This is a genomic window from Methyloversatilis sp., from assembly GCF_051861465.1.
In the GTDB taxonomy this organism is placed as follows: domain Bacteria; phylum Pseudomonadota; class Gammaproteobacteria; order Burkholderiales; family Rhodocyclaceae; genus Methyloversatilis.
In genome coordinates this window covers 175229-200052 of record NZ_JBHYCQ010000008.1, presented here as the reverse complement: position 1 = coordinate 200052, position 24824 = coordinate 175229, and the positions used below count along the sequence as shown (strand labels likewise).

The 24824-nt window shown below is 66.7% G+C and carries 21 protein-coding genes; 11 read left to right on the top strand and 10 right to left on the bottom strand.

Going from position 1 to position 24824, the window contains the following annotated elements:
- Positions 1-129 precede the first annotated feature (129 nt).
- Both trxB and ACTIFF_RS13405 read left to right on the top strand, forming a co-directional pair.
- A complete protein-coding gene (trxB, locus tag ACTIFF_RS13410) occupies positions 130-1086 on the top strand; it encodes a thioredoxin-disulfide reductase (RefSeq protein ID WP_439537279.1) in 957 nt (318 codons plus the stop codon).
- A gap of 22 nt (positions 1087-1108) precedes the next feature.
- Complete coding sequence (locus tag ACTIFF_RS13405) at positions 1109-1687, top strand: Smr/MutS family protein (RefSeq protein ID WP_439537278.1); 579 nt, start codon at positions 1109-1111, stop codon at positions 1685-1687.
- Between the two features lie 31 nt (positions 1688-1718).
- On the opposite strand, the gene ACTIFF_RS13400 is transcribed toward ACTIFF_RS13405, so the two are convergent.
- A complete protein-coding gene (locus ACTIFF_RS13400) occupies positions 1719-2057 on the bottom strand; it encodes a P-II family nitrogen regulator (protein ID WP_069039828.1) in 339 nt (112 codons plus the stop codon).
- A gap of 99 nt (positions 2058-2156) precedes the next feature.
- Here ACTIFF_RS13400 and ACTIFF_RS13395 point away from each other — a divergent pair, with 99 nt between their 5' ends.
- From ACTIFF_RS13395 to ACTIFF_RS13375, 5 genes are all read left to right on the top strand, one after another.
- A complete protein-coding gene (locus tag ACTIFF_RS13395; protein WP_439537277.1) occupies positions 2157-2705 on the top strand; it encodes a heme NO-binding domain-containing protein in 549 nt (182 codons plus the stop codon).
- Positions 2702-4039, top strand: coding sequence for a response regulator (locus ACTIFF_RS13390; RefSeq protein WP_439537276.1), 1338 nt, complete (start codon positions 2702-2704; stop codon positions 4037-4039). The genes ACTIFF_RS13395 and ACTIFF_RS13390 overlap by 4 nt, the downstream gene beginning before the upstream one ends.
- A 121-nt stretch (positions 4040-4160) precedes the next feature.
- Positions 4161-4994 carry a hypothetical protein gene (locus ACTIFF_RS13385; RefSeq protein WP_439537275.1) on the top strand — a complete coding sequence of 278 codons (834 nt, stop codon included), beginning with the start codon at positions 4161-4163 and terminating at the stop codon, positions 4992-4994.
- Positions 4991-5539, top strand: coding sequence for an exosortase/archaeosortase family protein (locus tag ACTIFF_RS13380; protein WP_439537274.1), 549 nt, complete (start codon positions 4991-4993; stop codon positions 5537-5539). Before ACTIFF_RS13385 ends, ACTIFF_RS13380 begins: the two co-directional genes overlap by 4 nt.
- Positions 5536-6129: a hypothetical protein gene (locus tag ACTIFF_RS13375; RefSeq protein WP_439537273.1), complete on the top strand. Its 594-nt coding sequence runs from the start codon at positions 5536-5538 to the stop codon at positions 6127-6129. The genes ACTIFF_RS13380 and ACTIFF_RS13375 overlap by 4 nt, the downstream gene beginning before the upstream one ends.
- 419 nt (positions 6130-6548) lie before the next feature.
- Here ACTIFF_RS13375 and ACTIFF_RS13370 read toward each other — a convergent pair whose 3' ends face one another.
- Both ACTIFF_RS13370 and orn read right to left on the bottom strand, forming a co-directional pair.
- A complete protein-coding gene (locus ACTIFF_RS13370) occupies positions 6549-8165 on the bottom strand; it encodes an NAD+ synthase (protein ID WP_439537272.1) in 1617 nt (538 codons plus the stop codon).
- Positions 8166-8169: 4 nt separating this feature from the next.
- Entirely contained in the window at positions 8170-8718 is a 549-nt protein-coding gene (gene orn, locus ACTIFF_RS13365) for an oligoribonuclease (RefSeq protein WP_439537271.1), read from the bottom strand.
- A 136-nt stretch (positions 8719-8854) separates the two neighbouring features.
- On the opposite strand from orn, the gene ACTIFF_RS13360 reads away from it, so the two are divergent.
- The 4 genes from ACTIFF_RS13360 (at position 8855) to ACTIFF_RS13345 (ending at position 12374) form a co-directional block, all read left to right on the top strand.
- Entirely contained in the window at positions 8855-10087 is a 1233-nt protein-coding gene (locus ACTIFF_RS13360; protein WP_439537270.1) for a M48 family metallopeptidase, read from the top strand.
- Between the two features lie 18 nt (positions 10088-10105).
- Positions 10106-10441 carry a 4a-hydroxytetrahydrobiopterin dehydratase gene (locus tag ACTIFF_RS13355; RefSeq protein ID WP_439537269.1) on the top strand — a complete coding sequence of 112 codons (336 nt, stop codon included), beginning with the start codon at positions 10106-10108 and terminating at the stop codon, positions 10439-10441.
- A 44-nt stretch (positions 10442-10485) separates the two neighbouring features.
- Positions 10486-11301 (top strand): ribosome small subunit-dependent GTPase A, encoded by an 816-nt coding sequence (gene rsgA, locus ACTIFF_RS13350; protein ID WP_439537310.1) that lies wholly within the window; start codon positions 10486-10488, stop codon positions 11299-11301.
- Between the two features lie 161 nt (positions 11302-11462).
- Positions 11463-12374 carry a transglutaminase-like domain-containing protein gene (locus ACTIFF_RS13345; protein WP_439537268.1) on the top strand — a complete coding sequence of 304 codons (912 nt, stop codon included), beginning with the start codon at positions 11463-11465 and terminating at the stop codon, positions 12372-12374.
- 60 nt (positions 12375-12434) lie between these two features.
- Here the strand turns inward: ACTIFF_RS13345 and pelG are convergent, their stop codons facing one another.
- The 7 genes from pelG to ACTIFF_RS13310 are packed head-to-tail and all read right to left on the bottom strand — an operon-like array spanning position 12435 to position 24726.
- Positions 12435-13805 (bottom strand): exopolysaccharide Pel transporter PelG, encoded by a 1371-nt coding sequence (gene pelG / locus ACTIFF_RS13340; RefSeq protein WP_439537267.1) that lies wholly within the window; start codon positions 13803-13805, stop codon positions 12435-12437.
- On the bottom strand, positions 13805-15370 hold the full coding sequence (gene pelF, locus ACTIFF_RS13335; RefSeq protein ID WP_439537266.1) for a GT4 family glycosyltransferase PelF: 1566 nt from the start codon (positions 15368-15370) through the stop codon (positions 13805-13807). The genes pelG and pelF overlap by 1 nt, the downstream gene beginning before the upstream one ends.
- On the bottom strand, positions 15367-16368 hold the full coding sequence (locus tag ACTIFF_RS13330) for a hypothetical protein (protein ID WP_439537265.1): 1002 nt from the start codon (positions 16366-16368) through the stop codon (positions 15367-15369). Before ACTIFF_RS13330 ends, pelF begins: the two co-directional genes overlap by 4 nt.
- Entirely contained in the window at positions 16358-17749 is a 1392-nt protein-coding gene (locus tag ACTIFF_RS13325; RefSeq protein ID WP_439537264.1) for a PelD GGDEF domain-containing protein, read from the bottom strand. The genes ACTIFF_RS13330 and ACTIFF_RS13325 overlap by 11 nt, the downstream gene beginning before the upstream one ends.
- On the bottom strand, positions 17750-18277 hold the full coding sequence (locus ACTIFF_RS13320; RefSeq protein WP_439537263.1) for a penicillin-binding protein activator LpoB: 528 nt from the start codon (positions 18275-18277) through the stop codon (positions 17750-17752).
- Between the two features lie 31 nt (positions 18278-18308).
- Entirely contained in the window at positions 18309-22022 is a 3714-nt protein-coding gene (locus ACTIFF_RS13315) for a tetratricopeptide repeat protein (RefSeq protein WP_439537262.1), read from the bottom strand.
- A complete protein-coding gene (locus ACTIFF_RS13310) occupies positions 21985-24726 on the bottom strand; it encodes a bifunctional glycoside hydrolase 114/ polysaccharide deacetylase family protein (RefSeq protein ID WP_439537261.1) in 2742 nt (913 codons plus the stop codon). Before ACTIFF_RS13310 ends, ACTIFF_RS13315 begins: the two co-directional genes overlap by 38 nt.
- Positions 24727-24824: the final 98 nt, after the last annotated feature.

Genomic DNA, 24824 nt, shown 5'->3' with positions numbered 1-24824 from the left:
CGATCGCTATAATCCGTCGCTTCCGCGTTCCGTCCATTCGGCAGCGCCCGGCCATTCCGGGCGCCAACGGTTGCCGGGCGCAGTCAGTTTTCAAGCTTCGTCGATCGTCCACCTCACCGGAATCAAGTCATGGCTTCACGGCACTCGCGTCTTCTCATTCTGGGCTCCGGCCCCGCCGGCTACACCGCTGCGGTGTATGCCGCGCGCGCCAATCTCAAACCCGTGCTGATCACCGGCATGGCCCAGGGCGGCCAGCTGATGACCACGACCGATGTCGACAACTGGCCGGCCGATGCCGAAGGCGTGCAGGGCCCGGACCTGATGGCGCGTTTCCAGCGCCACGCCGAACGCTTCGAAACCGAATTGCTGTTCGACCACATCCACACCGCCCACCTGACCGAAAAGCCGATCCGGCTGGTCGGCGACAACGGTGAGTACACCTGCGACGCGCTGATCATCGCGACCGGTGCGAGCGCCAAGTACCTCGGTCTGCCGTCAGAAGAGAAATTCGCCGGCAAGGGCGTGTCGGCCTGCGCGACCTGCGACGGCTTCTTCTACCGCAACCAGGATGTCGCGGTCATCGGCGGCGGCAACACCGCGGTCGAAGAGGCGCTGTACCTGTCCAACATCGCGCGCCACGTGACCGTGGTGCACCGTCGCGACAAGTTCAAGTCCGAGAAAATCCTGCAGGACAAGCTGTTCGACAAGCAGAAGCAGGGCAAGGTGACGATCCGCTGGCACAGTACGCTGGACGAGGTGCTGGGCGACAAGACCGGCGTGACCGGCATGCGCGTCAAATCGACGCTCGACGGCGCGACCGAAGACGTCCAGCTGTCCGGTGTATTCATCGCGATCGGCCACCAGCCGAACACCTCGCTGTTCGAAGGCCAGCTCGACATGGAAGGTGGCTACATCGTCACCAAGGCCGGCCGTCAGGGCGATTTCACGGCTACCAGCATCCCCGGCGTATTCGCCGCCGGCGACGTGCAGGACCACATCTACCGTCAGGCGGTCACCAGCGCCGGCACCGGCTGCATGGCTGCGCTCGATGCCGAGCGCTACCTCGACAGTCTCGGTCTGGCCTGATTCCGGTTGGACATGACGCGCGATGTCTTCGAACAAGAGGCGGCGCCACCCGGCGCCGGCGCTGCCCGACGCTGAAGACATCGCACTGTTCCGGCAGGCGGTGGAAGGCGTGCATCGTCTGCACACCGACCGCATCCTGCTCGAAACCCCGCCGCCGCGCGCCTGGCCGGTGCAGCGTGAAGCGGACGACCGGTCGGTGCTGGCCGAATCGATCCGCGGGCCGCTGTCGACCGACCTGCGGCTGGAGGGCGGCGAGGAGCCGTCTTTCCTGCGCGCCGGCCTGGGCAAGCAGGTGCTGCGCGACCTGAGACGCGGCCGCTGGGTGTCGCAGGGACAGATCGACCTGCACGGCGCCACGCGCGATGCCGCTCACGATCTGGTGGTCGGTTTCATGCACGACGCGCACCGGCGCGGCTTGCGCTGCGTGCGGGTGATCCACGGCAAGGGGCTGGGTTCGCCGGGGCGGGAACCGGTGCTGAAAGGATTGGTGCTGGGCTGGCTGATGCACCGCCAGGAGGTGTTGGCCTTTTGTCAGGCCCGGCCGCACGAAGGCGGCGCGGGGGCCCTGATGGTGTTGCTCAAGCCGATGTCCGGCCAGTAGGTCCGGAGTGCCCCGGACACCGGGCGCGCCATCAGATGGCTTCTTCGCCCGACTCGCCGGTCCGGATGCGGATGACCTGCTCGACCGACATGACGAAAATCTTGCCGTCACCGATCTTGCCCGTGCGGGCGGCCTTGATGATGGCCTCGACCGCGCGGTCGACGGTCTCGTCGGCCACGATGACTTCGATCTTGATCTTGGGCAGGAAATCGACGACGTACTCGGCGCCCCGGTACAGCTCGGTATGGCCCTTCTGCCGGCCGAAACCCTTCACTTCCGTCACCGTCAGACCGGTCACGCCCACTTCGGACAACCCTTCACGGACCTCGTCGAGCTTGAAGGGCTTGATGACGGCTTCGATTTTTTTCATGATGCGTTCTCCTCGCTAAGGCCGCGAAGTATAAAGGCTTCAGGCCTCACTGACAGCGCCGTTAACCGGGCATCGTCAGCGGTTGCGGGGAGATTCGACATGAAGGGCATGGTGTTCACCGAATTCATCGACATGGTCGAGGCGCGTTACTCGCCCGAACTGATGGATGAAGTCATCCAGGCGGCTGCGCCGCCGAATGGGGGCGCCTACACCGCCGTGGGTCAGTACGACCACCATGAGCTGGTGAAGATGGTGGCCGAACTGTCGGCACGCACCGGCAAGACCGTGCCCGAACTCGTGCGCACGTTCGGCGAATACCTGTTCGGCCGCTTCCACAAGGGCTATGGCCACCTGTTTTCCGGCATGGACGATGCATTCCACATGCTGTCGAGCATCGAATCCATCATTCACCCCGAAGTGCGCAAGCTCTATCCGGACGCGCGGCCACCGCGCTTCGACATCAGTGGCGACGGCATCAATACGCTGGAAATGACCTACCGCTCGGACCGCCATTTCGGCGACCTCGCCGAAGGCTTGATCACCGCCTGCATCGCGCACTTCAACGAGAACATCGGCATCCGCCGCGAAGACATTTCGGATGCGCCCGGCAGCGTCATCCGCTTCACGCTGACCCGCGGCACGGCATGAGCGAGCCGGGCAGCACCGCGCCGGACGACGGGCAGATCGCACTGTACGAGCGCCGGCTGGCGCGCGAGCGCGCAGCCCGGCACGCGGCGGAAAGGCTGCTCGAGGACAAGGCGCGCGAGCTGTTCGACAGCAACGAGGCGTTGCGCGCCCTCGCCGCCTCGCTTGAGTCACAGGTCGCGGAACGCACTGCACGCCTGTCCGACACGCTGGCACGGGCCGAACAGGCCGACCGCGCGAAGTCCGATTTCCTCGCCACCATGAGCCACGAAATCCGCACACCGATGAATGGCGTGATCGGCATGGCCCAGCTGCTGGCGGCATCTGACCTGGATGCGGAGCAGACGCAGTACGTCGACACCCTTCTCGAATGCGGTGATTCGCTGCTCGGCCTGATCAGCGACATCCTCGATTTCAGCAAGATCGAAGCGGGCAGTCTGGAGCTGGATATTCATGCCAGCACGCTGTCCGACCTGCACGACAGCGCGCTGTCGATCACCCGGCCGCAGGCGCGGGCGAAGTCGCTCTCACTCGAACTGGATTCTACGGTCGCACCGGACACCCACGCCATGATCGACGCGGGCCGGCTGCGTCAGGTGCTGGTCAATCTGGTCGGCAATGCCATCAAGTTCACCGCCGCCGGATCGGTCGTGCTGCGCGTGCGGCCGGCACCGATGGCGGACGGCACACCGGGTATCGAATGGGCCGTCATCGACACCGGCGTCGGCATCGCGGACGACAAGCGCACCCGACTGTTCCGCCCGTTCTCTCAGGTCGACACCTCCACCACCCGCCACTTCGGCGGCACCGGTCTGGGGCTGGCGATCAGCCAGCGGCTTGTGCAGGCCATGGGTGGCCTGATTGTCGTCGACAGCGCGCCCGGCGTCGGCAGTACCTTCAGCTTCGTGCTGCCCTTGACCGAAGCCGGCGCCAGCAGCCCCCCGGCCGCCGTGACGGCCGACGCCGCGCCACGCCTGCCCGCCGATCTGCGCGTGCTGGTGGCCGACGACAACCTGGTCAACCGCATACTGGTACAGCGCCTGCTGCAGCGTCTGGGAGTCGAACCCGATCTCGCACACGACGGCGCGGAGGCGCTCAGCCTGTGGTCGGAACGTGGCCACGACGTGATCCTCATGGACATGAGCATGCCGGTGATGGACGGCCTCGAAGCCACCCGCGCCATCCGCGCGCGCGCCGGCACGCAGCCGCGCATCATCGCGCTGACCGCCAACGCCTTCGACACCGACCGCCGCAAGTGCATCGACGCCGGCATGGACGACTTCCTCGCCAAGCCGATCAACTTTGCGCAGTTGATGGAAAAGCTGAAGGCATTCTGACCGAGCGCACGGCGCAGCGCTCCTTGATCTCGAGCACCGCGCGGCACAGGCGCACCCACGCATCACGAAATCATCACGTTTCGTACCTAGACTCCGTTGCATACCTTTGCGGAGCCGTCGCATGAGTGCCATGTCGCGATTTGTGGTGGTTCCCCATGTGCGCCCGTGGTGTCTTTCGCTCGTGCTGATCGCTTTCGCCGGTGCGGCGCAAGGTGTCGAAATGCAGCGCGCGCCGGCGGCTGATGCAACCCTGTTCGGCGACGAGCCGGGTCTGGCCAACGGTTCCGGTTCCCATCTGTTTATCGGCGCAACGGCGGCCGGTTTTCCACGACGCGCCCTGGTGCGCTTCGACCTCTCCGAGGTTCCGCCCGGATCGATCGTCCGGTCTGCTTCACTGCGTGTGGTGATCGACCGCATCGCCAATGGCGCGCCCGCCGACAGTGTTGCGAGCCTGCACCGGGTGCTCGCCTCGTGGGGTGAGGGCGCTTCGGGTTCAGGCGGCGGCGGCAACGGCGGCGGCGAGGTTGCGGTACCGGGCGACGTCACCTGGACGCAGCGCTACCATGCGGCTGCCCCGCCCCAGAGCTGGAGCACCCCGGGTGGCGACTTTGCGGTGGAAAGCGCATCGATCCCGATGGTTTCGACCGGCGCCTTCGTGTGGGCAGGCACGCCGGAAATGCTGGCCGACATTCAGGGATGGGTGAATGATCCTGCTTCGAACCACGGCTGGTTGATCCGCGGTTCCGAAGCGACGACGCGCTCCGCCAAGCGCCTGGTCAGTCGGGAAGGCGGGGTGAATGTGCCGCTGCTGACCCTCGAATACGATCCGCCGACCGCCGCGTCGGGTGATGTGCCTCTTCCCGCCTGGGCCCTGGGCGCGCTGGCTGCCTCACTGCTTGGCGCAGCGGTCCGGCCACGACTGCGCAAACGAGAATCGGAAACTTCGAAACCGTGACCGAGGGCAAGCCCGAAAATGACTCGGTCGGCACCATGGCGTTCTGGCGCGTCGGCCTATTCGCGCTGATTTTCGCCGCGCTGCAGTGGGGCTGGTCGGTGCAGCAGGACAGCGCGCTGTTCCGGCTGTGGGTCGAAGACCTCAATGTGCGCGCCGCCGTCGTGCTGATCGCCGCCGTTCAGCCGGACAGCGGCGCCGCGGCGGCCGGACCGCGCGTGCAGGCACCGGGTGGCGGCATCAATGTGCTGCAGGGGTGCGACGGTGCAGAGTTGCTGTGGCTGATGACAGCCGCCTTCGCCGTGGCGCCGCTCGCCTGGCGCTGGCGACTCGGTGGCTGGCTGGCCGGACTGCTGCTCGTGTGGCTGCTCAACGTCACACGCATCACGGCGCTGTTCTTCGCCTGGCGCAGTGATCCGCGCTGGTTCGACTGGCTGCACAACTATATCGGGCCTATCGTGCTGGTGGCGCTGCTGGCGCTGTATTTCCAGTGGATCATGCACCGCGCGCCCGTTGCCGAACCTGAACCGGACATCGGCTACCGATGAATCCGGGCCGTGTCGCGCTGCGCTTCATTGCAGCGCTGTGCCTCATCGGCGCGTTCGTGCTGTGGCAGGGCGAGGCGCTGATGCAGCGTCTGCTGCCCGCGATCGCGCTGACGATGGACCTGATCGATCGTCATCACAGCGTGCTGTCTCTCGGCATCACGCAAACCGGCGCCGACACGGTGATCCGCCTCGAAGCCGGCATCCGTCAGCTGATCCTGACCGGCACGCATGTGACCTATGCCGACCCGCGCGCCCGCGCCGTCATCACCACGCCGCTGGCGACCTTCTGGCTCGCACCCACGTTGTTCATTGCGCTGCTCGCCGCCTGGCCGGCACAGCGCTCCGCCGAATGGCCACTGCGCGCACTGGGCACACTGCCCGCGCTGGCCCTGCTGCTCGCGCTCGATGCACCCTTCGTGCTCGACGCATTGTTGTGGGGCCTGCATCGCGACGCGCACGACCCGGGTGGCAGCTCGCCGATACTGGTCTGGTCAGCCTTCCTCAAGTCCGGCGGACGATTCGTGCTGGCGGGACTTTTCGCAGGGGTGATCGTCGGACTGGCGGGGCGAGTGGCTTCCCGACGCGCATAGTCTTGCTGTATTCGAGATCTGCTTGTTGCGACTCGACCTTGAAGTCTCAAAAAAGAGTCGAGATGTCCCTTCGGAACGACTCCTAGACACGCATGTGAGCCGTATCGGCTCGACCTTGGGTCATGCTGACCGGGCTGAGCCCCTCAAACACGACTGCATGAGAGTCGTTACCCGTTTGCGCGCGAGAGCTTTGGGCCGATGGCAGCTCACATTACCCAAAAGTGGGGGCGTTCGAAACGTCAGCGCAGGCACGGCTTGATGACCACGCGCCCTGTTCGGATAAGGCGATGCCGGGCGAGGTACGCAATCGCGTTTTGACCAACGCGGCGCAAAAAGACGGTCTGCCCGAAGAGGGTCACGGCGTTTTTCTGCTATCTGGAAGCTCTCTTGCTCGAACCCGCCATCTGAGCGAGCAAACGTCAGACCTCGTCCCGATACCCACTCGTAATCGGATACCGCCAATCCTTCCCGAACCCCCGTTCCGTCACCCTCACCCCCGGCGGTGCCTGGCGCCGCTTGTATTCATTGCGCTTCAGCAACCCGATCACCCGCTTCACATCCGCCTCGGCAAAACCCTGCGCAATGATTTCGCGCGGTGACTCGTCGCGCTCCATGTAGGCCTGGATGATGGCGTCGAGCACCTCGTAGGGCGGCAGGCTGTCCTGGTCGGTCTGGCCGGGGCGCAGTTCGGCGGACGGGGCGCGGGTCAGGATGTTGTCGGGGATGTCATGGCGCTGGCTGTTGCGCCAGGCACACAGGCGATAGACGAAGGTTTTGTAGATGTCCTTGATCACCGCGAAGCCGCCGGCCAGGTCGCCGTACAGCGTCGAATAGCCGACGGCCATTTCGCTCTTGTTGCCGGTGGTGAGCACGATGGCGCCGGTCTTGTTCGACAGGGCCATCAGCATGATCATGCGGGCGCGCGCCTGTACGTTCTCTTCGGTGGTGTCGGCCCTGGCGTCGCCGAACAACGGCTTGAGCATCCGGTCGAAGGTCTCCATCGCGGGGGCGATCGACACTTCGTCGTAGCGCACGCCGAGATTGCGCACCAGCTCGCGCGAGTCGTCCAGGCTCATCTGCGCGGTGTAGGGCGAGGGCATCATGACGGCACGGACGTTCGCCGCGCCGATGGCATCGACGGCGATGCACAGCGTCAGTGCGGAATCGACGCCACCGGACAGGCCGATCAGCGCCTGCTTGAAGCCGTTCTTGCCGAGGTAGTCGCGCACACCCAGCACCAGCGTTTCGTAACAGTCCTGCTCGACCGGCGTGACCGGCGGCAGCGGCTGGGCGACGATGTCGCCGTCGCTGAACTCGACCGTGGCGAAGTGTTCGCGGCAATGCGGCGCGCACCAGGCGAGGCGGCCGAGCCGGTCGAGCGCGAACGAGGCGCCGTCGAACACCAGTTCGTCCTGACCACCGACCAGATTGCAATACACCGCGGGCATGCCCGTCGCGAGCACACGTTCGGCCAGCACCTGTTCGCGCGTGACCGGCTTGTCGACGTGGTAAGGCGAGGCGTTGAGCACGGCCAGCAGCTGGGCACCCGCTGCCGCAGCGGCTTCCGGCGCGCCAGCTTCCCATACGTCGGCGCAGATGTTCACGCCGACCTTCACGCCGGCGACATCGACCACCAGCGGGGCCGTGCCTTCGTCGAAATAGCGTTCTTCGTCGAACACTTCGTAATTGGGCAGGCGCTGCTTGAAATAGGTCGCTTCGACGCGGCCGCCTCGCACGACACTGGCGGCGTTGAACAGCTGCCCGCCCGCGGCATGCGGATGACCGACCAGCAGCGCAAGGCCGGCCGGCGCGTCGGCCGCCAGACGCGCCAGCGCGGCGGCACAGCCACGGATGAAGTCCGGCCGCAGCAGCAGGTCTTCAGGCGGATAACCGCACAGGGCCAGTTCGGGTGTCAGCAGCAGCTGGGCGCCCTGCTCGACCGCGCGCTGCGCCGCGTCGAGGATGAGTGCGGCGTTGTGGTCGAGGTCGCCGACCACGCAGTTGATCTGCGCAACCGCGATGCGGAGGGTGCTCATGACCTCACTCCATGCGCAGGAAGTGTTCGCGGTAGAACTTGAGCTCGTCGATCGATTCGTAGATGTCGGCCAGCGCTTCGTGCCGCTGCGCCTTCCTGAACTGCGCCGCCAGTTCGGGCCGCCAGCGCTTGCACAGCTCCTTCAGCGCCGACACATCGAGATTGCGGTAGTGGAACCAGGCTTCGAGCTGCGGCATGTGGCGGGCGAGGAAGCGGCGGTCCTGGCAGATCGAATTGCCGCAGATCGGGCTGGTGCGCTCGGGCAGGTACTGGCTCAGAAACGCGATCATTTCGGTTTCGGCAACCGCTTCGGTGACGGTCGAGGCGCGCACGCGCTCGGTCAGGCCGGACTTGCCGTGCGTGCTGGTATTCCATTTGTCCATGCCGGCGAGCACGTCGTCGGACTGGTGCACGACGATCACCGGCCCTTCGGCGACCACTTCCAGATGCGCGTCGGTGACCACGCAGGCCAGCTCGATGACGCGATCGCTGTCCGGATAGAGACCGGTCATTTCCATGTCCAGCCAGACGAGGTAGGTGGGGTCCTGTGCCATAATCGAGAAAATTTCCAAGCGGGATTAATGCGTTCGTCCGAACGCGGATCGGCCTGATTTTGTCACACTCAGGTGACCTGGACTCCGTCTAAATCGGAGTTCCGACAGGAACCGCATCCACCCGAGGCTCTCCATCATGCTGACCGAAATATTCGTCCTTGCACTCGTGCTGACCACCGGCGTGCGCCTGTGGCTCGCGACCCGCCACCGCGCGCACATCGCGGCGCATCGCGCCGAAGTGCCGCAGGCCTTCCGCGACAGCATTCCGCTGGACGCCCACCAAAAAGCGGCCGACTACACGATGGCGCGCGTGAGCCTTGCCCGCGCGGACGTGGTGGTGAGCGCACTGTGGCTGCTGGTGCTGACGCTGGGCGGCGGCCTGCAGTGGTTCTACGACCTCGCATCGAGTGTCGCCGGCGACGGCCTGCTGCGCGACCTGGTGTTCGTCGGCGTGCTGACCCTGGCATCCGGCGTGATCGATCTGCCCTTCACGCTGTACCGCACCTTCGTCGTCGAAGCCCGCTTCGGCTTCAACAAGATGACGCCCGCCATGTTCTTCGGCGACCTGATCAAGCACGGGCTGGTGGCGGCTGCCATCGGCGCGCCGGTGCTGGCCGCGGTGCTGTGGATCATGGACAGCCTGGGTAGCGCCTGGTGGGTGTACGCCTGGGCGTTCTGGCTGGCGTTCAGCCTGGCCGCCATGCTGCTGTACCCGACGCTGATCGCGCCGCTGTTCAACAAGTTCGAGCCGATGCCCGACGGCGAGCTGCGCAGCCGCATCGAAGGACTGCTCGAGCGCTGCGGCTTCCGCGCAGACGGCCTGTTCGTCATGGACGGCTCGCGCCGCTCGGCGCACGGCAACGCCTACTTCACCGGCTTCGGCAAGGGCAAGCGCATCGTGTTCTTCGACACCCTGCTCAACCGGCTCGGCGGCGACGAGATCGAAGCCGTGCTGGCGCACGAACTGGGCCACTACAAGCATCACCACATCTGGAAGCGCGTGGCGCTGATCGGCGGCGGCAGCCTGGCCTTCTTCGCCCTGCTCGGCTGGCTGATCGACCAGCCGTGGTTCTACGCGCAACTGGGGGTGACCAGCGAGGGCAATGTGATCGCGCTGATGCTGTTCGCGCTGGTGATGCCGGTGTTCTCCTTCCCGCTGTCGCCCATCATGTCGCTGATGTCGCGCAAGCATGAATTCGAAGCCGACGCCTACGCCGCGGCGCAGACCCGTTCCGGCTGGCTGGTGTCGGCGCTGGTCAAGCTGTACCGCGACAACGCCTCGACGCTGACGCCCGATCCGCTGTATTCCAGCTTCTATGATTCGCACCCGCCCGCCGCATTGCGCGTGGCGAAACTGCAGACGCTCTGACCGCCACGACCTTCATTCATGAACGCACACGAACTTGCCCAGCAGCACTGCACGCCGCAGAAAGGCGCGCACAAGAGACTGACCGGCGACACCCTGGCCACCCACCTGCACAGCGTGCCGGGCTGGATCGAGGCGGACAACCACATTTCCAAGGACTTCCAGTTCGCCGATTACGCGCAGGTGGTTGCGTTCGTGAACCAGGTGGCGGCACTGGCGGCAGCCGAAGATCATCACCCGGACATCATGTTCGGCTTCAACCGGGTGCGCGTGGTGTTCACGACGCACAGCGTGCGCGGCGTCTCGATCAATGACCTGATCTGCGCCGCCCGCATTGAAGCGATGCGCGACCTTTGAACACGCTGAGCGGTCGCGTCGTGTCCGCCCATGGCCGGCACTACATGGTCAGGTTGGACGACGGACAGGTGCTGCAGGCCTTTCCGCGCGGCAAACGTTCCGAAGTCGCCTGCGGTGACCGGGTCGAGCTGTCGCTGCAGGCGGATCAGGCGCGCATCGAAAGCATTCACGAACGGCGCAGCCTGCTCTACCGCAAGGACGCCTTCAAGCAGAAGACGGTCGCCGCCAACGTTGACCAGGTGGTGATCGTCACCGCGACCGAGCCCGGCTTCAACGCCGACCTGGTGGCGCGCATCCTGATCGCGATCGGGGCGCAGGACGTCGACGGGCTGATCGTGCTCAACAAGTGCGACCTCGCCGAAGGTCTTGCGGGCGCCCGCGCGCAACTCGCCGGCTTCGCCGCCATGGGCTACACGGTGCTCGAGCTGTCGGCGAAGCAGGACGTGTCGCTGCTCGCCAGCCACCTCAAGGGCCGGCTGAACGTGTTCATCGGCCAGTCGGGCATGGGCAAGTCGACACTCGTCAACGCGCTGATCCCCGGTGCCGCGGCGGCAACGCGCGAGATATCGGCTGCGCTCGATTCCGGCAAGCACACCACGACCTACGCCCGGCTGTACGAACTGCCGGGCGGCGGCGAACTGATCGACAGCCCGGGCCTGCAGGAATTCGGCCTGTCGCACCTCGACCTGCCGGCGCTGGAACACGCCTTCGTCGACTTCCGTCCCTGGCTCGGCAAGTGCCGCTTCCGCGACTGCGCGCACGACCGCGAGCCCGACTGCGCGCTGCGCGACCACGTCGCCCCCGGACGCATGTCGCTCTACCGCATCCTGCGGAACGAACTGCAGCGGCCGATGTATTGATCCATTCGGGATCCGTTTCCGACCTGAGCGCTGGCCCCTGTTCGGGAAATTTACCGCACCGGTGGCCGCCCGCAAACAGGTAGTCCCCGTCCTACAGCCTTGGGCACCCTGCACGTCTAGCATCCGGCCGGTCGCATCTATTCGATACCGGAGCCGCACCCATGCCCAGGATGAACGTCACTGTTTCATTGCGTTACGACGTCGGCACCGCGGGCAGTCTGGCGCTGCGCATCCTGCCCGCCGCAACACCCCAGCAAAAGGTGAGCGGCGAGTCGCTGGTGTCGTCGCTCGGCGCCCGCAGCCGCATCGTCAACGGCCGCCTCGGACAGCGCGTACTGCACGTGCAGGCGCCGCCCGGGCCGCTCGAAATCGACTATTCGGCGCGCGTGCTGACCACGCATCACATGGCTGACCCGGCCGCGCTGGCGGAGATCGGTGTCGCCGAACTGCCGTTCGATGTACTGCCCTTCCTGCACGAAAGCCCGTTCTGCCCGACGGAGCCGCTGACTCGTCTGGCCTTCCGCACCTTCGGCCGCATGAAGCCCGGCTATGCACGCGTCGCCACGCTGTGCGAGTGCGTGCGCGACCGTACCTGCTTCGACCCGGCACAGGCCGGCGCCGACAAGTCGGTCATGGACACCCTGCTCGACAAGAGCGGCGCAAGCGAACACTTCGCCCATCTCGCCATTTCGCTGTGCCGCGCACTCTATATTCCGGCCCGGCTGGTCAGCGTGACCGGGCCGGGCAGCAGTTCGGGGCAGGGGCTGTCCGGTCTGCACTGCTGCATCGAGGTATTCCTGGGTGATCGCTGGTATCTGTTCGACCCGACCGGCACGGCGCAGATAAGCCGTCTGATCCGCATCGGTACTGGGCGTGACGCCAGCGATCTGCCGGCCATCAGCCTGCAGGGCGAGGCGCAGCAGACCGGTGGCCGACTGCAGATCACGACGCTGTGCGACGCCAGCGACCTGCGGTCCGAAGCGGCGGACGCGCAGCAGGCGATCTCGACCGCCGCGCCCGATCTGACGCGCGGCGGATCGCAGGCCGAACAGGACGGACGGCGTCAGGCCTGATTTTCAGCCCCGTTGTTCAACCCGACGCCTCGGGTCTGACCCCACGTCCCGTGCCGGCGATCACTGCAGCATGAAGGTTTCGTATTCCAGCCGACCCAGCTTGCGGTCGAGCGCATACAGGCCGAACAGCAGCGTCAGCAGCACCGACAACGCATAGCCGTAGCCGTAGAAGCTGGCGCCCAGCTTGAAGAACAGCGCGGTGAACACGATGTTCGACACGCAGAAGAAGGCGCACAGGCCGAGGATGAGCCGGCGCTGGTCCAGGTAGAAGAACACGTTCAGCAGCGCCAGCAGGCCCACCTGCAGACTGGCCGCCAGTGTCTGGATGTACAGCAGCGGCAGGTAGAGTTCGGAAATCTCCAGCACGGCGAACACGGCTGGGCCCGCCACAATGGCCGCGAGCATGGCCAGCGTCTGGATCTTGCCGATCTCGGCCAGGCCCTGACGGATCGAATAGACCATTTCGTCGCGCATGTCCTCGATGTATTCGAGCGATCCGCCGGCGCGCACCGCATCGAAGAAGCGATCGTAGTACTCGACGAAATCGGTTTCAATGCGCACCAGGAACACTGCCATGCCGGGAATGATCGACAGGTAGGCCATGAACACCGGCAGATCGTAGATGACCGAGGCGCGCAGCGGCCCGATGATGGCGTCGGACGTTTCCGGCCAGCTCCAGAACATGAACTTGTCGGCCCACACGCCGAGGTTGTACAGCAGGCCGATCGCCATCAGCGTCGGATAGCGCGTGCTGCGGTCGGCGAATTCGTACGAGATGGTGACCGCCGAGCGGTAGTGCCACGACGTCATGATCCACATGCCGACCAGCAGCACGAAGTGACCGAGCACGAAGCCGCCGAGCAGGCCTTCCAGCCCCCACGGCCGGGCCAGCAACGCAGCCGTGACGGTGATCGCGTAACCCAGCGCGTACAGCAGCAGGATGGCGCGGTACATCTTCAGGCCGGACAGGAAGATCGTGGCCACCCAGATGCCGCACAGCAGCACGAAGCCCGACAGCATCAGCAGCCGGTAGGCGACCGACAGGCCGGAAAACAGCGTGACCGCCAGCGCCAGGCCGATGAGGCCGGACAGCGCGATCACCCACAGCAGCAAACCGTTGAAGTTCGACATGATGATGTCGTCGCGCTTCTCGAACAGGCGGTCCGACACGAAACGGGTGAACGCCAGCTGCACGAGGCCGGTCAGGATGAGCGAGGTGGCGATGAGATAGGTCACCGACACCTGGAACTGCGTGACCAGGAACTCGGGCACCACGACGGCGCGCGACAGCAGACCGACCATCAGGATGCCGACGATGGACAGCACCCACGGCCCGGAGCCGATCACGCCGGCGTAGCTGTAGGCCTGCGCCAGCCCGAGCAGGCTGTCCTTCTTCAGCAGTTTGCGCAGTTCGAAACCGATGCCGGCCATCAGCGCGCTCCGTGCCCGAACGGGCAACCACCGGCGTTGCGACCTTCGCGCGCCAGCGCCTGCGTGTAGACCTCGCGGTAGCGGTCGAACATCTGCGTGTCGCTGTAGTAGCGTTCGACACGCGCGATGCCGGCCTGCTGAGCGGACACCCAGGCGACCGGATCACCGAGCAACTCGAGCGCCGCGTCGGCCAGTGCCTGCGGGTCGGCAATGCCGACCACGCGACCGGCCGCTCCGAGCGCCTCGTCTTCCTCACCCAACCCGTACATCAGTTGCCGGCACGAACCCACATCGGTCGACACCGCCGGTACGCCCGCCGCAAAGCCTTCCAGCAGCACCAGCGGCAGCGCCTCGGAAATCGACGACAGCACGACCAGCCCGATCTTCGGCATCAATTCGTCGATCTTCTGCATGCCGAGAAAGCGCACGTTGTCGTTCAGGCCCAGACTGTCGACCAGGTTGCGGCACTCTTCGGCATAAGCCGGATCTTCTTCGGCCGGGCCGGCGATCCAGCCCTGCGCCTCGGGCATTCGATTCACGACGCGACGCATCGCCCGGATGAAGGTCTTGATGTCCTTGATCGGCACCACGCGGCCGATCAGGCACAGCACCGGCGGCACGCTTTCGGGCCGCTGCGCGCGCAGCGGCGCCAGCTTGTGGATCGCCACGCCATTCGGAATGTTGCGCGTGCGCGCGGCGTCGGCCCCGTCGGCGACCTGGCGCAGACGGTTGATTTCATACAGCGCGATAATGGGGTCGGCCGCGCCATAGGTCAGCCGGCCCAGCCATTCGAAAAAGCGTATCCACAGCTGGCGGAAGTAGCTCAGTTCGGACGCGTCCTTCTGGAACACGTTGCGGTTGTCCCGTATCCACTCGTTCTGGTACAGGTCGATCTTGCGTTCCTTGGTGTAGATGCCGTGCTCCGACAGCACCAGCGCCCGGCCGGTCGATTGCGCCAGCATGGCACCGAGGAAGCCGGCATATCCGGTCGATACGCTGTGATAGACCTTCGCCGGAATCAGCCCGTGCGCGACGCGCGCGAGCTGCCACAGCGGCTGGTGCATGATGCGCACGGTCCAGAAATAGTCCACGAAGCTGGGATCGCTGCAGTACTTGCGGTAACGGTCGGTCACGATGTCCCACGAGGCTTCGCTGCGCAGGAAGTCATCGAGGCTGACCCGGCCGCCCGGACTGATTTCGCGGCACGCCGCGCCGAACAGGTCGAGCGCGTCACCGCCACTGCGGAAGGTGTCGTGCAGGGCCGCCATGCGGGCGAAGCCTTCGGTGTCGCCCGCCATGCCGGTCTTGCGGTCGTGTGCGCTGGCGCTGCCCAGGTCGTCATGCAGGTAGTGGGTTTCGATGTGCTTCACGTTGTCCGGCAGCGTGTAGCGCATGTCGCCGTAATCGCTGCGCCGGCTGCCGATGAACACCACGGCGAACGTGAGGTCGGGGAAGGCGCGGATGATCTGGTTCACCCAGCTCGACACGCCACCCGACACGTACGGAAACGTGCCTTCGAGCAGCAGCGCCACATCGACGCCCGCCGGTTTGATCGGGTCTGTCATGCGTGCCCCCAGAAACGCAGTACCGGCTGCAGGCGCGAAAGGCCCTCCCAGTCCTGCATGCTCGCCAGCAGGGTTTTCACCCGCGCGTAGTCGCGCCGGGCGAACGCCAGCTCGGCCAGATAGGGCACCACGCGCGACGCCGGCAGACCCAGTTCGCGCGCGCGCCGGTAGGCGGTGTCGGCTTCGTCGAAGCGTTGCAGCTGCTGCAGCAGGCGACCGTGCTGGAGGTGCAGCGCCGGGTCATCGGTCAGCCCCTGCAGCGCGGTTTCGGTGTGGCGCAGCGCTTCACCGACCGCGTAGTCCAGCAGGTCGCCCTGCACCAGTCCCTGATAGATGAGTTCCCAGTACAGCGCGGCGAGCTGATGCGCCACCGTGCTGCGTTCCGCGACATCGCGGCTGGCCGCGAGGCGCTGGCGCGCATCGTGGATGGAGGCGTTGAGCTGCTTCTCGCGTCCGTCGAGCAGGCCATAGGCGAGCAGGCGCAGATCGTCTTCGGCATCGCCCAGCAGTTCGCGCAGCACCGGCGAGCCGATGCGCGACGGCGCGTGCGACAGCGCCACCATCGCTCGCAGGCGCTGCGGCACCGGCGCACGCTCGTTCTTCAGGAACTGGCGCACGCCGGCCTGTCGGAATCCGGCGGACGACTTTTCGCTGCTTTCGTGCGTGTCGAGATCGGGCAGGCGCACCGCGGTGAAGCGCTGCGGCGCGCGCAACCTGGGCAACAGGTGGCGCAGCAGCGCGCCGATGACCACACCGACGAAGCCGAGCAGCGGCACGAAGAAGATGCAGCTGAACAGCAGCGCCAGCACGCTGGCGCGTGGCTTCGACTGCCGCGCCGGGATCAGGGTGTAGACCGCCAGCGCAAGCAGGCCGCTGGCCGGCGCATGAATCGCCAGGTAGGCCAGCAATGCCTGATCGGCATGCTCGACCACAAGCAGGGCCTGCAGGGCGCCGAGCTCGGTCAGCAGGGCCATCAGGCCGAATTTGCTAGCGCCCATGGCGACCTTTCAGCAGCCGTTCGAGCAGCGTCAGCGGTTCCACGGTATCGATCAGGTGGATGCGGCTGCCCACGCCGCTCGCATCCAGTCCGCCGCTGCGGTGCTGCGCCAGCCAGGCATCGATGCGCGCCAGATAGCCTTCGACCGCCGCGCTGCCGGCAAGCGGCATCAGCGTGATCAATTGCGAACCGGTGTCGCTGCGCACCAGCCAGACCACGTCGAGCGAGCGCTGGATGCGGCTGACCTGCAGCGCCAGATCGTCTTCCGGCGCAGCAGCCGGAAAATCGAGCGTGACCAGCGCGCTGGCCACCCCGGATTCGACCCGCACGCGCCACATGCGCGCCAGTTCGAAGGCGAAGTCGGGCGGGCAGTCCGGGTGTACCGCGCGGATCGGTGCCGCCAGTTCGCTCGCCGACAGGCCGTCAGCGTAGTAGCCGAGCAGCAGGTTGAGCATCTGCAGCGTTTCGTCGTGCAGCGCGAAGAACGGCATGCCGTCGACCACCAGCAGCGCGCGCATGTCGCCGCTCATGTCGGTCAGCGGCGCCACGACCAGGTAGCGCGAGCCGCTCAGCGCGCGTTCGCCGTCGAGCGCGATGTGGGCAAGGCGGCGCCGTTCGCAGGCATAGCCGACCAGCGGATCCGCCATGTCGATGTCGAACGGCGCACCCAGATGAACCGGCGCAGCACCGACCGCATGGCCGTCCTGATCAATCTGCAGCAGCGCGGCGCGTTCGATCTGGCAATACTGGGACACCAGCCGCAGCAGTTCGGCCGCACCGGGCAGCGAAGTCCCCGCGGCCGCCGGCGCCGACGCCAGACCGCGCAGACTGACCAGCGCATCGCGCATCGACACCGGGCGCGAAATGAGGTCCTGCTCCAGCCGGTCATGCGACAGGCGCAGCAGATAGTGCTGGTGCGTCAGGTATTCGAGCCGCTGTTCGAGATACGCCTGCACGCTTTCGGCGCGTCGCACGCGGCCGCGCCACAGCGACGAAAACTCGCCGCAGATCATCACCGTGATCAGCCAGCCGAGGAAATATAGTTTGGGCAGTTCGCCCAGCGCCACGCCCAGCTCGCCGAATACGAACCAGGCGCCGAACACGATGGCGCTGCCGACCAGACCCGGGAGCGGTCCGTAGCGCAGCGCCACCAGCACCGGACCCAGCCACACCCAGGCGAACTGCGAGCGCAGGAAGAAGGGGTCGAGCGGATTCAGCCAGAACGCCAGTGCGACTGCCAGCACCGGCAGCACCAGGGTTTCGGTCAGCGCCGATGCGCCGGCCCCGGAACCGGTCGGCGTGAAGCGGTCGATGATGCGCCGGAGCAGCGGCTCATCGACGCGGCGGATGACCGGCTTCTCGCCGGGCGCGCGCGGATTCATTTACTTCAGGGCCGGCACGAGCAGCGACTTGATCAGTTCCTGCGCCACGCCGGACAGCGATTCGCGGCTCCAGCCGCTCTTGCCGCCGACGCCGCTCCACACCACCTTGCCGCCGTCGATCTCGACGATCTGCAGCGCCACGCCCACCGCCGGCTCGCCATCGACGCCGACCTTGTAGCGCCACTCGTCGACGGTGCCGGTGACCGCATAGCGCGCGCCCTGCTCCTTCGCCCAGTCCATCGCCTTGTCGGCGTCCTTCGGCTTGCCCGATTCGAACAGGTTGTCGTTCTGCAGGCTGGCCGGGTAGCGCTTCAGGTTGGCCACGCCGAGCGAACGCAGCAGGCCTTCGGTGACGCTTTCGGCGCGCTGGCCGGCGAACGGCGTTTCGGTCGCGTTGGCGAACGGCAGCACCACCCAGGCGGCGCTCTTGTCGGCGCCGGACGGCGGCGAGTGGTCGATGACGGCGCAGCCGCCGAGCAGCGTGACGACGGCCAGCAGGCCCAGAGTGCGGTGGATCAGGCGGGTCATGGTGTATCTCCCTGTTCTAGAAAGGCGGCCGTCAGAAGAACAGCCGGTAGTGAAGCGCAAATTCGGTGGTACGCGCGAACAGCCCGCCACCGCCCTTGTTCTGTCGCCAGGACAGCGAAAAATGATCGGTGCCGAGCACGCTGCCGGCCAGCCCGAGGGCCACGTCGTAACCGGCCCCCGACACGCTGTTGTTGAGCACGCCGACCGAGCCGAAAGGGCGCAGCGCCTTCGTGTAGTCGCGCGCCAGCCGCACGTTGTGGGTCAGTCGCACGCCGTGCAGGTTGAAACTTTGTGGCCGCAGCGCGGTGGCGTCGGACGCACTGGCGAAGAACAGCCGGTTCTTGATGTCTACGGCACGCGCATCGGCAAGATCAATGTCGGACGGATTGAAGCGGTAACCCGCCACATAGGCGCTGACTTCAAGATCGGGCAGTTCGGTACGGATCGAGTGCACATATTCCGCCTGCCACAGCCGGCCGCGGCCGATGTCGAGATCGTTCTGCGCCTGATAGCGGTAGCGCGACAGCTGCAGGCCGACGCGGTCGTAGCGCGACACGCGATAGGTGCCGCGCAGTTCGACCTGATCGCGCATGCCGGCGACGCGCAGACCCAGGTTTTCGGTGGCCGGCATGTTCAGGCCGATGCCCAGCGACCCGGACAGGCGACGGTCGATGCGCTGTTCGCGCTCGATGGCGAACGGATGAATCGTTTCGAAGCCGTCGCGCTGGCCGACGGTGATGCGGGTCACGCCATCGTCGTGCGCCCAGGCCAGCCGGCCGAGCAGGTATTCGCGTTCGTCGGGTACTGCCGAGTAGTCGACGTTGTCGCCGCGGCCGCGCGTGATCGAGCCGAATTCGACGCTGAACCGCAGGTCTGGCGCGACACCGATGTCGAGTGTGGCCGACTGCTGGCGTTCGTCGATGCCGGCCAGTTCGCGCTGGGCGATGTCGAGGTCGAAGCGGTCGGCGTAGTCGAGCAGGGCGTCGCTCAGCTGCAGGTGCAGCGGCGCGTCATCGCGCTGCGCGTCCATCGTTTCGAAGGCGGCCGTCTGGGCACGCCGCACATCACCGACCAGACGCGCGCTGTTGACGCGGTCGTAGCGCGGCAGGCGTTCGTCCCACTGCTCGAGCAGCGCGCCCACCGCCGCGACGTCGCCCTGACCGAGCGCGGCGGTGATGTCGGCCCACAGCGGACGGTTCAGCGCGCGACCGTACTGGTGCCACAGAAAGCCGCGCACCGCCTCGTACTCGCCGTGATCGATGAACCATGAAAGCGCCAGTTCCTTCGCCGCCGGCAGCCATTCGCCGTCGGGCGCGCGGTCGAGCCGCAGCACTTCGCGCAGCAGCGCATGCGACGCGTCGCCCGGTTGCTGGGCACGCGCGAGCCGCACACGCGCCAGCCGCTGCAGCTGTGCGATGTCGTCGGCGGCGAGCACCCGCAGCTTCGGCCGCTCGGCGCGCCACAGCTGCTCGCGCAGCCGCCAGGCGCGCTCGGTTTCCTGATTCTGTTCCAGCGCATCGGCGACATTCATCATCCACAGGAAGTCGCCGCGCTGCGCGCCGATGCGCGGCAGCAGATAGCGTTCGAGCGCAGTCTGCGGGCGCGACAGCGCCTGCCAGGACGCCGCCAGCGCGTCATGCAGCAAGGGCTCGCGCGCCCACGCCTGTTCGTGGCGCGCCAGCAGTTCGCGCAGCGCCAGCGTGTCGTTGCCGTCGATGAACAGCCACAGCAGCGCGGAGCGCACCTCGACCGAGCCCGGGTCGATCGCCAGCGCGGCGCTGAAGTCATCCAGCGCCTGTGCCTTGCGGCCGGCCGCCTGATGCCAGCGCGCGCGGATCTGCAGGAACAGCGGAAGCTGTTCGGCATCGCGCCGCTGGGTGTCCGACAGCTCGCCGATGATGCGGCCGATGTCCTGCGGCCGACCGGTGAATACATACAGATCCAGCGTGCGCATCAGCCACACGCGATCGCCATGGAGGCGCCAGCCGCGCTCGGCTTCGCGCGCCGCCTGCAGCGGTGCGACATCCAGCAGCAGTTCGACCAGATCCTGCAGCTCCGACACCTCGGCATCGTCGAAGCGCGTGATGCGGGCCAGCGCGTCGCGCGCCCGGTCATCGTCCTGCAGCAGCTGGGCCAGCGACCCATAGAGCCGCCAGTAATCGCGATCAGCTTCGGTGGCTGCCGGGCGAACCGCTTCGAGCGCCGCCATCGCTTCATCGAAGCGGTTGCGCGAAATCAGCAGCGCCGCCCGGCGCGACGTGCGGCGCACCTCCGGCGCGGCGGTGGCATCGATGCGCGCCAGCGTGGCCAGTGCGAGATCGATGTCGGCTGCGCGCTCCGCCAGATCGGCCAGCGCAACCAGCACCGGCTGCGGTGGGTTTGCCCCGCCCACACCCTGCAGGAATTCGATGCCCTCGCGCGGTTTGCCGAGCCGTTCATAGGTGGCGATGATGGCGCTCAGCAGGCGGCTGTCGCCGGGTTGTCGTGCGATGCGGTGACGCAGGCCGGCCAGCAGGGCTTCGTCGTCCAGCAGGCCGGGCGCGAGCCTCAGTACGGCGTCCCACGCGTCTTCGCGGCCGGTGCGCCGGGCGATGACCAGCCACTGATCCAGTCCCTCCTGTGGCTTGCCGGCCCACTCCGACGACGTGGCCAGACGCTCGCGCCAGACCAGGCTGTCGGGCGCCTGGCGCACCGCCGATGCGGCGACGCGTTGCGCGTCATCGAGCTGGCGGTTGCCGAGAAAGGCCTCGAAACCGAGCGTGTAGATGCGGTCATCGAACGGCAGATCGGGTACGCCATTCGTCGCCACCCGCCAGGGCCGCGCATCGAAGCCTGACTGCGCCAGCAGCGTGCGGCGCCATTGCTGCTGCAGCGACAGCTTCAACATGGCGCGCGCAAAGCGCGCTGCCGCGTCAGGACGGTTGGCGGCGCGCGCCAGCGTGACCAGGTAGTACAGCACTTCGGTGTCGCCCGACAGTTCGCCCAGTTCGCGTTCGGCCGTCTCGAGCGCGAGCGCCAGCAGATTGCCCGACTGCAGGATGCGGATGGCCTGCAGATAGAGCTGGCGGCGCGTTGCGGCGTCCGGTTCGGCGGCACGCAGCAGCAGCAGGATTTTCGCGGCGCTCCGGTACTCGCCGTGGCCGAGCAGTTCCTTCGCCGCCTCGCGATAGATGCGCGGGTCGGGCCGCACACCTTCGCGCGTGAAACCCGACAGCAGTTCCAGCGCCAGCACCGCCTGCCCCCAGGACAGCGCGCGTTCGACCAGCGCCATGCGGTTCTGGTCGGTCAGGCCATCGATCAGCACGGTGCGGCGCAATTTTTCGGGCAGGGCCGCCTCGAGTTCGGCGCGCCGCGCAGAACCCGGCAGGCTGGCCAGCAGCTCGCTTTCGAACACCGTCCATTCGACCCAGCGCGCCTCGGTGCCAGCGGCGCCGGCTGGCGTGCCGGACAGCAGCGGCGCCAGCGCAAGGCGCGCACCGTCGTAGTCGCGCCGCGCCAGCGCCTGTCGCACCAGCGCCAGGCGCAGTTCGGGATTGTCGGGATCGGTGCGCAGCAGATTGCGCAGATAGGCGATGGTCAGCGTGTCGCCACGGGTCGCGTTCAGCGTGTATTGCACCAGTTCGCGATACGGATAGAGCACGACCAGCAGCAGCGCCACCAGCAGCGCAATGCCCAGCAGCACATGCGGCGCGACCAGCCGCGGCCGCTCAAGCGAGGCGGCAGCGTAACTCGATCGTCGCAGCATGCGCGGTCAGTTTGAAGTGTGAAAGTGCTGCCTCACGACGGTAGGGCGTGAGCGCCTTGCCATCCGCGCTGGCGGTGCAGTGGTCGATGTTCGCGAGCACGAATTCAAGAGGAACGTGAGCCCGCAGGTCCAGCACCAGCCGGTCTGCATCGCGCGTCATGGCGGCGATGCGGCCGTTGCTGCTCGACAGTGCGGGGGCCACCGGCGCCGTCGGCTGCAGACCGAAGCTCGCCTGATCGGCGGCCAGATGCAGATAGCGGCCTTCCGGTCCGGCGTTGAAGCCCGCCACGCCGGACGCTGCGGCGAGATCCGGATAACCCAGTTCGGCCGGCAGGCGCAGCGTGCGCAGATGCGGCGCATTGCGCACCAGGTAGCGCTGCCCGTCCAGCGAGCGCGCCAGCACCAGGTCGTTGAAGTTCATCGCGATGCGCACGTACTCGCTCGGAAAGACCGGGTGGATCTGCTGCGCCAGCGCATGGCGATACACCTTGTGCAGCGCGTCGAGCGCCGCCCGCTTGCTGGCAGAGTACGTGTGGTAGTAGATGTTGATCGGCTTCAGGCGGCGCGGCGCGCCGGTGTAGTCGAAAGTTTCGATGACGCGCTCGAAGCCGTAGAACGGGCCGGTCCACAAGTTCGTGTAGACGTTCTCGTTCATGATCGGCGCATGCACGTGGAAGCGCCGCCCCTGCCAGGAGCCCAGCGCGGACACCGCAGCCAGACTGGCGTAGTTGCGGGTGGCCACCGTGTAGCCGCCATTCATCTGCACCATGCCGGCGGCGTCGACGATATCCAGCGCAGCTTCGGTCGGTGACGCATCGCCGGTCCACAACATCAACCCGACCGGTTTGCCAGGCGGTGCCAGACGGCTGCGGATGTATTCGCTCGAGCCCAGAATCTCGCGCTGCAGGCTCGGCACATAGCCCTTGGGCGCCAGTGAATAGCCCTGCAGCGACTCGCGCACTTCACCGCGCTCGACGCTGTCCCAGAAGAACGGGTGCGTGTAGCTGTGCGACGCGATTTCGACGTGCGGCAGCGCGAACATGCGACGCGCCACGTCTTCCATCAGCGGCGACTCTTTCGGGTACGCACCCTGCGGGCTGGTTTCGACCTCGATGACCGACATCGCATGCGGCACCGCATAGCGCTTGAGCACGTCGTCGAGCAGCACTTCCGCGGCCAGACGGCGGCCCGGCATTTCGGCGCGTGAAGGAAAGCCGTCGCCATCGATGTGGGCGAAGAACATGCGGCGGCCGGCGGCCGTCGTGGTGTCGGCAACCGGCAGCGCAGGCAGCGCCAGCGCCTGACGGATGAAGGCAAAGGGTTCGACGATCCAGCGCGACTGTTCGTCCTCGCCCGGGAGCACGCGCACGACAAAAGGATTCATTACATAGCCACCCCACGCGGTGAAGGCAGCCGCGTCGTAGTGCGTGCCGTTCGCATCCGACAGGCGCAGCAGCGTCCGTGCGCCGGGCGCCGACACCCGTATCGGCTCAACGCCCCGTCGCTCCGGAAGCGCCGGCGACTCGTAGCCGATCAGCGCATCGGCGGTGACGACCTTCAGCGCGCCTTTCGCTGGGGCCGCGTCGTCGAGCCCTGCTGCGCGAACGAAGCTGCCTGCCGGCTGGAACCCGAAACTGCCGAATACCGCAACCCGCGTGCCGTCGGCGATGCGCGCAGCCAGCCAGTTCGACAGCGCGCCGGTGCGATCCGGCGGAACATAGCCGTCGAACCAGGCGACGACGCCGGCGTAGTCGCCGGCGGAGACCCCCTCCGGCAGACTGCCGTTGACGTCGACATACTCCGCCACGTAACCCATGTGATTGACCGGCATTTCGGCGTAGCGGTGTGCATTCGACGCATTGATGCGGGTCGATTCACGGGCGTTGTAGAGAAACATCACCTTGCGCGGCAGCACTTCGATCAGGCCGACGCCGGTGGTTTCGAGCGCGGCATCGGTGACGTAGGGCACGATGCCGTGCGACAGGATGCGTTGGGCCGTCGCGCGCGCCAGCGCGCGGTCGGTCGGCGCCACGTAGTCGATCGCCAGCACCGTGGCGCCGTACTGGTCACGCGCCGCGGCCAACTGGCCCAGCAACCAGTCGCGATCCGCCTGCGACACCTCGACATAGCGCTTCTTCTTCGCGTCCCAGCCGCGATAGAGGGATTCGGCCGCCACGGCAAACACCTCGCCCCGCAGCGCGGGCAGCAGTTCGAAGCCGCGGTTCATGATGAGGCGGATGCCCGGAAAGCGCGTGCGCATCAGGCGGATCACCGCCACCAGACCGGCCTGCTGCGCCGCCACGTCAGCGTTCTTCACCAGGTGGTAGGAATCCAGCGTGTCCAGAAAGAAGCCGCGGTAGCCGCGCGCCCACAGGGGTGCAATGACCTGTTCGGCGAAAAAGGCCGGCCAGTCCGGCTGCGCCTGATCGATCACGATGGACTGCCAGTCGGTATTGCTGCCGATGCGCCATGGCGCCGGGATGCGCGAGGCGTAGCCGCGCGACGGATGCACTTCGCCAACGCTGACATAGGCGAACAGTTCGCTGCCGGCCCCTTCAGCCTTGCCGGCACGGTAGGCGACCGGGTCGAAACCGTGGTCAGGCTCGACCACCGCAATGTCGAACGCCTTCAGCGAAGCCAGAGGCGCCTGCTTGCCGTAGTGCAACGCGATGGAAGGGAGGTCAGCCGCGCGCGCTGCCGTCACGCATGCGAAGCCTGAAGCGATCAGACACAGCAGGACGTACAGAACACCTCGCAACCCCCGGGGCACCAGGGTGCGCGGCGTGACGCACACATCGGCTG

Bases quoted from the DNA above. Each gene is read 5' to 3' on its own strand.
- ACTIFF_RS13360 (WP_439537270.1), top strand. From the start codon at position 8,855: ATGCTGACCGAAATATTCGTCCTTGCACTCGTGCTGACCACCGGCGTG.
- ACTIFF_RS13385 (WP_439537275.1), top strand. From the start codon at position 4,161: ATGAGTGCCATGTCGCGATTTGTGGTGGTTCCCCATGTGCGCCCGTGG.
- pelF (WP_439537266.1), bottom strand. From the start codon at position 15,370: ATGACAGACCCGATCAAACCGGCGGGCGTCGATGTGGCGCTGCTGCTC.
- orn (WP_439537271.1), bottom strand. From the start codon at position 8,718: ATGGCACAGGACCCCACCTACCTCGTCTGGCTGGACATGGAAATGACC.
- trxB (WP_439537279.1), top strand. From the start codon at position 130: ATGGCTTCACGGCACTCGCGTCTTCTCATTCTGGGCTCCGGCCCCGCC.
- ACTIFF_RS13355 (WP_439537269.1), top strand. From the start codon at position 10,106: ATGAACGCACACGAACTTGCCCAGCAGCACTGCACGCCGCAGAAAGGC.
- ACTIFF_RS13325 (WP_439537264.1), bottom strand. From the start codon at position 17,749: ATGAATCCGCGCGCGCCCGGCGAGAAGCCGGTCATCCGCCGCGTCGAT.
- rsgA (WP_439537310.1), top strand. From the start codon at position 10,486: ATGGTCAGGTTGGACGACGGACAGGTGCTGCAGGCCTTTCCGCGCGGC.
- ACTIFF_RS13395 (WP_439537277.1), top strand. From the start codon at position 2,157: ATGAAGGGCATGGTGTTCACCGAATTCATCGACATGGTCGAGGCGCGT.
- ACTIFF_RS13390 (WP_439537276.1), top strand. From the start codon at position 2,702: ATGAGCGAGCCGGGCAGCACCGCGCCGGACGACGGGCAGATCGCACTG.
- ACTIFF_RS13345 (WP_439537268.1), top strand. From the start codon at position 11,463: ATGCCCAGGATGAACGTCACTGTTTCATTGCGTTACGACGTCGGCACC.
- ACTIFF_RS13405 (WP_439537278.1), top strand. From the start codon at position 1,109: ATGTCTTCGAACAAGAGGCGGCGCCACCCGGCGCCGGCGCTGCCCGAC.
- ACTIFF_RS13370 (WP_439537272.1), bottom strand. From the start codon at position 8,165: ATGAGCACCCTCCGCATCGCGGTTGCGCAGATCAACTGCGTGGTCGGC.
- ACTIFF_RS13315 (WP_439537262.1), bottom strand. From the start codon at position 22,022: ATGCTGCGACGATCGAGTTACGCTGCCGCCTCGCTTGAGCGGCCGCGG.
- pelG (WP_439537267.1), bottom strand. From the start codon at position 13,805: ATGGCCGGCATCGGTTTCGAACTGCGCAAACTGCTGAAGAAGGACAGC.
- ACTIFF_RS13320 (WP_439537263.1), bottom strand. From the start codon at position 18,277: ATGACCCGCCTGATCCACCGCACTCTGGGCCTGCTGGCCGTCGTCACG.
- ACTIFF_RS13330 (WP_439537265.1), bottom strand. From the start codon at position 16,368: ATGGGCGCTAGCAAATTCGGCCTGATGGCCCTGCTGACCGAGCTCGGC.
- ACTIFF_RS13375 (WP_439537273.1), top strand. From the start codon at position 5,536: ATGAATCCGGGCCGTGTCGCGCTGCGCTTCATTGCAGCGCTGTGCCTC.
- ACTIFF_RS13400 (WP_069039828.1), bottom strand. From the start codon at position 2,057: ATGAAAAAAATCGAAGCCGTCATCAAGCCCTTCAAGCTCGACGAGGTC.